Source organism: Cellulomonas sp. P4_B5_2, assembly GCF_056402235.1.
The window spans coordinates 1-6,187 of record NZ_JBFUHU010000225.1 but is presented as its reverse complement, the minus strand read 5'-3'; the positions used below and the strand labels follow the sequence as shown (position 1 = coordinate 6,187).

General features: G+C 72.7%; 8 protein-coding genes. All 8 read right to left on the bottom strand.

Features of this window, described 5'->3' with window-relative positions; translation table 11 throughout:
• The coding region (locus AC1DUQ_RS15610) for a flagellar motor switch protein FliM (protein WP_477060051.1) at window positions 1–956 on the bottom strand (956 nt) is incomplete at its 3' end.
• 144 nt (window positions 957–1,100) lie between these two features.
• Complete coding sequence (locus AC1DUQ_RS15605; RefSeq protein WP_477074095.1) at window positions 1,101–1,616, bottom strand: flagellar basal body-associated FliL family protein; 516 nt, start codon at window positions 1,614–1,616, stop codon at window positions 1,101–1,103.
• A 4-nt stretch (window positions 1,617–1,620) separates the two neighbouring features.
• Window positions 1,621–2,532, bottom strand: coding sequence for an OmpA/MotB family protein (locus AC1DUQ_RS15600; RefSeq protein WP_477060049.1), 912 nt, complete (start codon window positions 2,530–2,532; stop codon window positions 1,621–1,623).
• Window positions 2,529–3,305 carry a motility protein A gene (locus AC1DUQ_RS15595; RefSeq protein WP_477060048.1) on the bottom strand — a complete coding sequence of 259 codons (777 nt, stop codon included), beginning with the start codon at window positions 3,303–3,305 and terminating at the stop codon, window positions 2,529–2,531. Before AC1DUQ_RS15595 ends, AC1DUQ_RS15600 begins: the two co-directional genes overlap by 4 nt.
• Window positions 3,305–3,607 carry a flagellar FlbD family protein gene (locus AC1DUQ_RS15590; RefSeq protein WP_477060047.1) on the bottom strand — a complete coding sequence of 101 codons (303 nt, stop codon included), beginning with the start codon at window positions 3,605–3,607 and terminating at the stop codon, window positions 3,305–3,307. Before AC1DUQ_RS15590 ends, AC1DUQ_RS15595 begins: the two co-directional genes overlap by 1 nt.
• Before the next feature lie 145 nt (window positions 3,608–3,752).
• On the bottom strand, window positions 3,753–4,325 hold the full coding sequence (locus AC1DUQ_RS15585) for a M15 family metallopeptidase (protein ID WP_477060046.1): 573 nt from the start codon (window positions 4,323–4,325) through the stop codon (window positions 3,753–3,755).
• A gap of 26 nt (window positions 4,326–4,351) precedes the next feature.
• Window positions 4,352–5,530 (bottom strand): flagellar hook protein FlgE, encoded by a 1,179-nt coding sequence (locus tag AC1DUQ_RS15580; RefSeq protein ID WP_477060045.1) that lies wholly within the window; start codon window positions 5,528–5,530, stop codon window positions 4,352–4,354.
• Between the two features lie 21 nt (window positions 5,531–5,551).
• The gene (locus AC1DUQ_RS15575; RefSeq protein ID WP_477060044.1) at window positions 5,552–5,986 is read right to left on the bottom strand and encodes a flagellar hook assembly protein FlgD; all 435 of its coding nucleotides are present in this window, start codon (window positions 5,984–5,986) and stop codon (window positions 5,552–5,554) included.
• Window positions 5,987–6,187: the final 201 nt, after the last annotated feature.

Here is a 6,187-nt window from a genome sequence, read left to right as displayed (position 1 = left end):
GCGGGGTTCTCCTCGACGGTGACGACGCGGCAGGCGAGCCGGGACCCGTGGCTGCCGGCGGCGGCCTGGGCGAGCACGACCCCGTCGACGACCACGTCCAGCGGCTCGGTCGACGGGTGGGACAGGGGCAGCACGTCCCCCACCGCGAGGTGGACGACGTCGCGCGGGTGGATGACCACGGGGCGGAAGCGGACGGCGACCTCGACGGGCACGTCCTGCACGGCGCGCTCGAGGTCGACGTGGGCGAGCGCGGCGGCCCGGCGCTCGTCCTCGGAGCGGGCGACGGGGCCGTCCGCGGCGCGCAGGGTGGCGAGCATGGTGTCGGCCGGGAGCATGAGGGTCAGGGCGTCCTCGCGCTCGCCGAGGCGCAGGGTGAAGGACGCGACGAGGACCGTGTCGGAGGCCCCGGCGGCCTGCACGAACTGCGGGTTGTACTGCACGCCGCGCACGGTCACCCCCAGCGGCGCCAACCCGGCGAACGCGTACTCGAGGTCGCTGAGCGAGTGCTGGAGCAGGTCCCGCACGAGCGTGAGCTCGATCTCGGTGAGCTCGCGGCCCTCCCGGTCGTCGCCGCGCCCGTCGCCGCCGAACAGGTAGTCGATCCACACCATCGTCGCGGCGACCGGGAGCTGGAGCATCGCCGTCTGCCGGGTCTGGGTGATCGTGCAGAGCACCATCGCGGTGGGCGTCGGCAGGCGGTTGACGTACTCGTCGTACGTGCTCAGCGACAGCTGGTCAAGCGTGAGGTGGGTCAGGGTGCGCAGGCGGGCGGTGAGCTGGTTGCCGAACTGCCGGCCGAACCGCTCGAACGCCATCTCCAGGTGCCGGGCGTGCTCTCGCGGGAGCGTGAGCGGACGACGGAAGTCGTAGGGCTCGGGCTCTGCGGCGCGACTGCGGCGCACGGCCGACGCAGAAGCTGTCGCCGAGCGCGCGGGCATCGTGTCCTGGACCGTCACGTGCTGCCCATCGGCGGGCGCGCACAGCTTGTGAGCGGTTGTCGCTGGATCTTCTCCGCACCGACCCGTCCTGGGTCGGGATGTGGTGCTGTGCGGAGCGGTGTGGCGCCCTCCATGGCGCCCCGGGTTGCCGGCTGTGCCGGCCTACTGCGTGACGTAGTTCGTCAGGTAGACGTCCATCACCTCGCCCTCGTAGGCCTCGGCGAGCTGGTGCGCCAGCTCGGCGGTCAGGGCGTCGCGCGTCGCCGGGTCGGAGACCTCGGCGACGGTGCGGCCCGAGAACAGGGCGATGGCCAGGTCGAGTGCCCGCGCGGTGTCCGGGGCCTCCTCGCCGGCCTCCTCCGTGAGCTGCAGCGCGAGGCCGAGGCGCAGGTAGTGGCCCTCGGCCAGGTTGAGGCTCACCGGCTCCACCGTGAGGACAGCACCCGGCACCGGCGCCGGCTCGGCGGCAGGCTCGCCGCCGCCGCCCTTGCCCAGCAGGAGGTACGCGGCGGCACCCCCGGCCAGCAGCACCACGGCGCCGACGACGAGGAGGAGCTTCTTCCTGGACTTCTTCGCGGGCGCCTCGGCCTGGACCGCGGGGGTCGACGAGGCCGACCCTCCGCCGATCTTGTTGCCGCCGATCTTGGCTCCGGAGACCACTCGCTGCTCGATGGGCATGGCGCTATCCCTTCGCGGTCAGGGCGGGGATGAGCGCGCGCACCTGCTCGGGTGCGGCGCTCAGGATGACGAGGTCGACGCGGCGGTTCTGCACGAGGGCCTCGGCCGACCCGTCGGCGACGAGCGGGCGGGTGTCGCCGAAGCCGATCGCCATGATCCGGCCGCCGGGCATGCCGTCGCGCTCGACGAGGTGCCGCAGCACCTGGGTCGCGCGGTCGGTCGAGAGCTCCCAGTTGGTGGCGTAGCGGCCGGACACCGGGATCACGTTGGCGTGGCCCTCGACGGAGATCTGCTCCCCGAGGCCCACCAGCGACGGCGCCGCCACGTCCAGCACCCGGCGGGCGGTCTCCGTCATCTCGGCGCTCGCGGCGGCGAAGAAGACGTCGTCGGCGACCAGGCCGAGCACCAGCCCGCGCTCGTCGATCCGGAACCGGACGGTGCCGTCGAGCCCGTTGGCCGCCAGGTTCGCGGCGATCGTCGCCTGCAGCTCCTGCAGGTGGGCGGCCTCCTTCTCGGCCGCCGCCAGCACCGCGGGGTCCACCGACGCGGTCGTGGTCGGCTGCGGCACGGGCTCGGCGCCCTGCATCCCGAGGCCGTTGTCGGCGCTCACCATGCCGGCGGTGCCGGCGGCAGGGCTGGTCTCCGGGACGATGCTCGTGCCGTCCATGGTGCCCGCGCTGCCGTCGAGCACCGACGGGGACGTCGTCGTGTCCTGGAAGCCCGCGGAGAGGCTGTCCCGCAGGGCGACGTACTTGTCCTGGTCCACCTGGCTGATGGCGAACAGGACGATGAACAGGGCCATCAGCACGGTGATCATGTCCGAGTAGCTGATCAGCCAGCGCTCGTGGTTGACGTGCTCCTCCTCGTGGCCGCCACCGCGCCTCGACCGGCCCCGATGGGCGGTGGTGGCACTCACGCGGCGGCCTTGGCGGACTTGGCGGGCGAGTCCTCGGGCAGCAGGCTGCGCAGCCGCTCGCCGACCAGGCGCGGGTTCGCACCCGCCTGCACGGCGAGCAGGCCCTCGAGCGTGACCTCCATCTGGGCGCACTCCAGGTCGGAGATGCGGCGGATCCGCGCCCCGAGCGGGAGCCAGACGACGTTCGCGGACAGGATCCCCCAGAGCGTCGCGACGAAGGCGGCGGCGATGGAGTGCCCCAGCTCGGCCGGCTTGGACAGGTTCTCCAGCACGTGCACCAGCGAGATGACCGTGCCGATGATCCCGATGGTGGGCGCGTACCCGCCCATGTCCACGAAGTACTTGGCGTGCACCCGGTCCCGCGTCCGCTTGGTCGAGATCTTGTCCTCGAGGATCGTGCGCAGGTCGTCCGGATCGGTGCCGTCGATCGCCGCCTGCAGGCCGCCGCGCAGGAACGGGTCGTCGATCGTGCGCGTCGCGTCCTCCAGGGCGAGCAGACCCTCGCGTCGCGCGCGGTCGGCCAGCTCGACCACGGTGTCCACGGTGGCGGCCGGGTCCGGTGCCTTGCTGCGCAGCGCGCGCGGCACGGCGGCGAACGACCCGACGACGTCCTTGATGGTGTGCCCGGCGATGCCGACGCCGACGGTCCCCACCCAGACGAGCAGCAGGGGGGCGGGCAGGAAGATCGACATCGGGTCCGCACCCTCGAGGAACAGCGCCCCGAAGATGGCAGCGAACGCGATGCCGATGCCGATCAGGCCGGCGGGGTCCATCAGCCGCTCCTCGGTCGGAAGGGGACGGGCGGCGCGAACGTGCCGCCCGGGGCGGGCTCGTCGTCGTCGGGCTCGGACGGAAGATCCGGCACCAGCTCCATGCGCGGCTGGACCTGGATCTCCTGGGCGCGGGCGAGGATCTGCGCGCGCTGTTCCTGGATGCGGTCGATGACCTCGGGCATCGACTCGGCGACGATGTACTTGGTGCCGTCGATGAGGGTGAGGATCGTGTCCGGCGCGCTGTCGATGCGCTGGATGAGGTCGGGGTTCACCCCGAACTGCCCTCCGGCAAGGCGCGTCACGACAATCACGGCGATACCCGTCCCTGGTCACCTGCTCCTGCAGCCGCTGATGCCGCTGCTCGGTCCCGTCCGTGGGCCCGCATGACCTTCCGATCGACCGGCACCGCGGGGATCTGAGGAGTCTTCTCCGACGGCTGTCGGACACCTACGGGGTGTAGGCCCAGTGCCACGGCTCGCGCGGGGTGTCCTCGACGAAGCCGTGCTCCGCCCCGTGCGCCCGCATCCACGCCTGCGCGACGGAGCCGAGGTCGAGGTCGACGGCCATCCCCCAGCCGTGGTCGCTGGTGCCCGGCGCGGCCGCGAGACCGCCCTCGCTGTACAGACCCTTGCGCTGCGCGACGTCGACCTGCCCCGCGTACGAGCGGTACGAGTCGGAGATGCCGACGGTCACCCCGTCGGCCGCCGCTGCGGAGATCAGGCCGGTGAGCGCCTGCGCGGCGGGTGCCCAGAGCCGGTGGCCCGTGGAGCCGACCTCCTGCAGGGCCGACGCGGGGATCTTCCCGTTGCCGTACGCGGCGAGCTCGGCCGGGACGCCGTCGCCGTTGAGCCGGGCCGCGGTCGGCACCGGTGTCGTGCGGGCGACCTCCTGGGCGAGCGCGTCGGCGAACGACGTGCCCGTCGTCGCGCCAGCGGCGGTGGTCGCGCGGACCACCACCGGCGGTGCCACGAGTGCCTGGATCTGCGCCATGCGCTGCGCGATCGCGGCGATCCCCTGCATGAGCCTGCCCCTCCCCGGACGAACCGTCAGCGCTTGAGGTTGACGAGCTCCTGCAGCACCTCGTCGGAGGTGGTGATGACCCGCGAGTTCGCCTGGAACCCGCGCTGCGCGATGATCAGCGAGGTGAACTCGGCGGACAGGTCGACGTTCGACATCTCGAGCGACCCACCGGCCAGCGACCCGCGGCCGCCCGTGCCGGCGGCGCCGACCTGCGGGTCACCGGAGTTCACCGACGTGCGGAACAGCGAGCCGCCGGCCTTCTCCAGACCCGACGGGTTGGTGAACGAGCCGAGCGCCAGGCGGCCGATCGTCTGCTTGAGTCCGTTGCTGAACGAGCCGGTGATGGTGCCGTCGGCGCCGAGCGCGAAGCTCTGCAACGTGCCGGCGGCCTGCCCGTCCTGCGTCTTCGCCTTGACGGTGTCCAGCCCTGCGAACCCGGACAGGCCGGAGATGTCGACCGCGACGCCGCCGACCGTGAGGGTGGTGGGCGTGGTCAGCGAGCCGTCGGCCGCGAACGTCAGGGCGCCCGGCGTGGCCGTCGCGGTGCCGTCCGTGGCGGACAGGGACCAGCCGGTGGCGGACTTGGTGAACGTGAGGGCCAGCTCGCGCTCGTTGCCGACCGCGTCGAACACGCCCACCGTGCGCTCCAGGACGGTGCCGACCGCGGCGTCCGCGTCGAGGTTGCCCTCGTAGGTGGCCGACGTCGTCGCGACCGCGGGCATGATCGCGCCCGCCGGGACCCGCAGGTCGGAGAGCGGGCCGTTGGTGTCGACGACACCGTTGACCGCGGCCCAGCCCTGCACCAGCGCACCCTCGCCGGGGAGCACCATCTGGCCCGTCGCGTCGAAGTCGAACGAGCCGGCGCGCGTGTAGTACGTCTCGGCGCCCTTGCGGACGATGAAGAACCCGTCGCCCTGGATCATCATGTCGGTGCTGCGCCCGGTGATCTGGGACGCCCCCTGCGTGAAGTTGGTGGTGATGCCCGCGACGCGCACACCCAGGCCGACCTGCGCCGGGTTGGTGCCGCCCGTGCCCGCCTGGGCGCCGCCCGCGTTCTGCAGGACCTGGCTGAGCGTGTCCTGGAACTGGGTCTGCGACGACTTGAAGCCGGTGGTGTTGACGTTGGCGATGTTGTTGCCGGTGACGTCGAGCATGGTCTGGTGGCTGCGGAGGCCACTGATGCCGGAGAAGAGCGAGCGGAGCATGTCAGGTTCCCTTCGAGAACGTCAGGCGGGGGTGGGCTTGGTGACGGACGAGACGGCGTCGAGCGCGACGGTCTGGTCGCCCACCGTCACTGTGGGCACGGAGCCGGCGTAGGAGACGCCGGAGACCGTGCCGGTGTGACCGCCGCCGTCGGCGTCGGCCCAGGTGACCTGCTGCCCCACCAGGGAGGCGGCAGCCATGCGCATCTGGAGCGCGAAGGACTCGCGCGAGGTGTCGGAGAGCTCGACGAGCTTCTCCATGGTGGTGAGCTGGGTGGTCTGCGCCATGAGCTGCGACGAGTCCATGGGGCTGCTCGGGTCCTGGTTGCGCAGCTGCGCGACCAGCAGGTCGAGGAACGCCTGCTTGTCCAGCTCACCGTTGCCGGCGGTGCTGGAGCCGGCGGTGCCGGTGCCGGTCGCGGCACGTGCCGCGCCGAACGACGAGACGTCGATGGACATGCTTCCTCCGGGGTGCTGGGGGACGGTCGGGTGGGTGTCAGGCGAGGAGGTCGAGCCCTCGGGACGGTGGTCGGTCGGGCGCCGCCGGCACCGGGGTGCCGGGCTCGTGGGCCGGCACCCGCGCCCGCTGCCAGGGCAGCGCACCGCGTGCGTCCGGCTCGCGACCGTCGGACCGCCCGCCCTCGGGGCCCACGTCGACGG

Excerpts from the sequence above, each read along its gene's own strand:
- AC1DUQ_RS15605 (WP_477074095.1), bottom strand. The coding sequence starts at position 1,616 with ATGCCCATCGAGCAGCGAGTGGTCTCCGGAGCCAAGATCGGCGGCAAC.
- AC1DUQ_RS15595 (WP_477060048.1), bottom strand. The coding sequence starts at position 3,305 with ATGGACCCCGCCGGCCTGATCGGCATCGGCATCGCGTTCGCTGCCATC.
- AC1DUQ_RS15585 (WP_477060046.1), bottom strand. The coding sequence starts at position 4,325 with ATGCAGGGGATCGCCGCGATCGCGCAGCGCATGGCGCAGATCCAGGCA.
- AC1DUQ_RS15580 (WP_477060045.1), bottom strand. The coding sequence starts at position 5,530 with ATGCTCCGCTCGCTCTTCTCCGGCATCAGTGGCCTCCGCAGCCACCAG.
- AC1DUQ_RS15575 (WP_477060044.1), bottom strand. The coding sequence starts at position 5,986 with ATGTCCATCGACGTCTCGTCGTTCGGCGCGGCACGTGCCGCGACCGGC.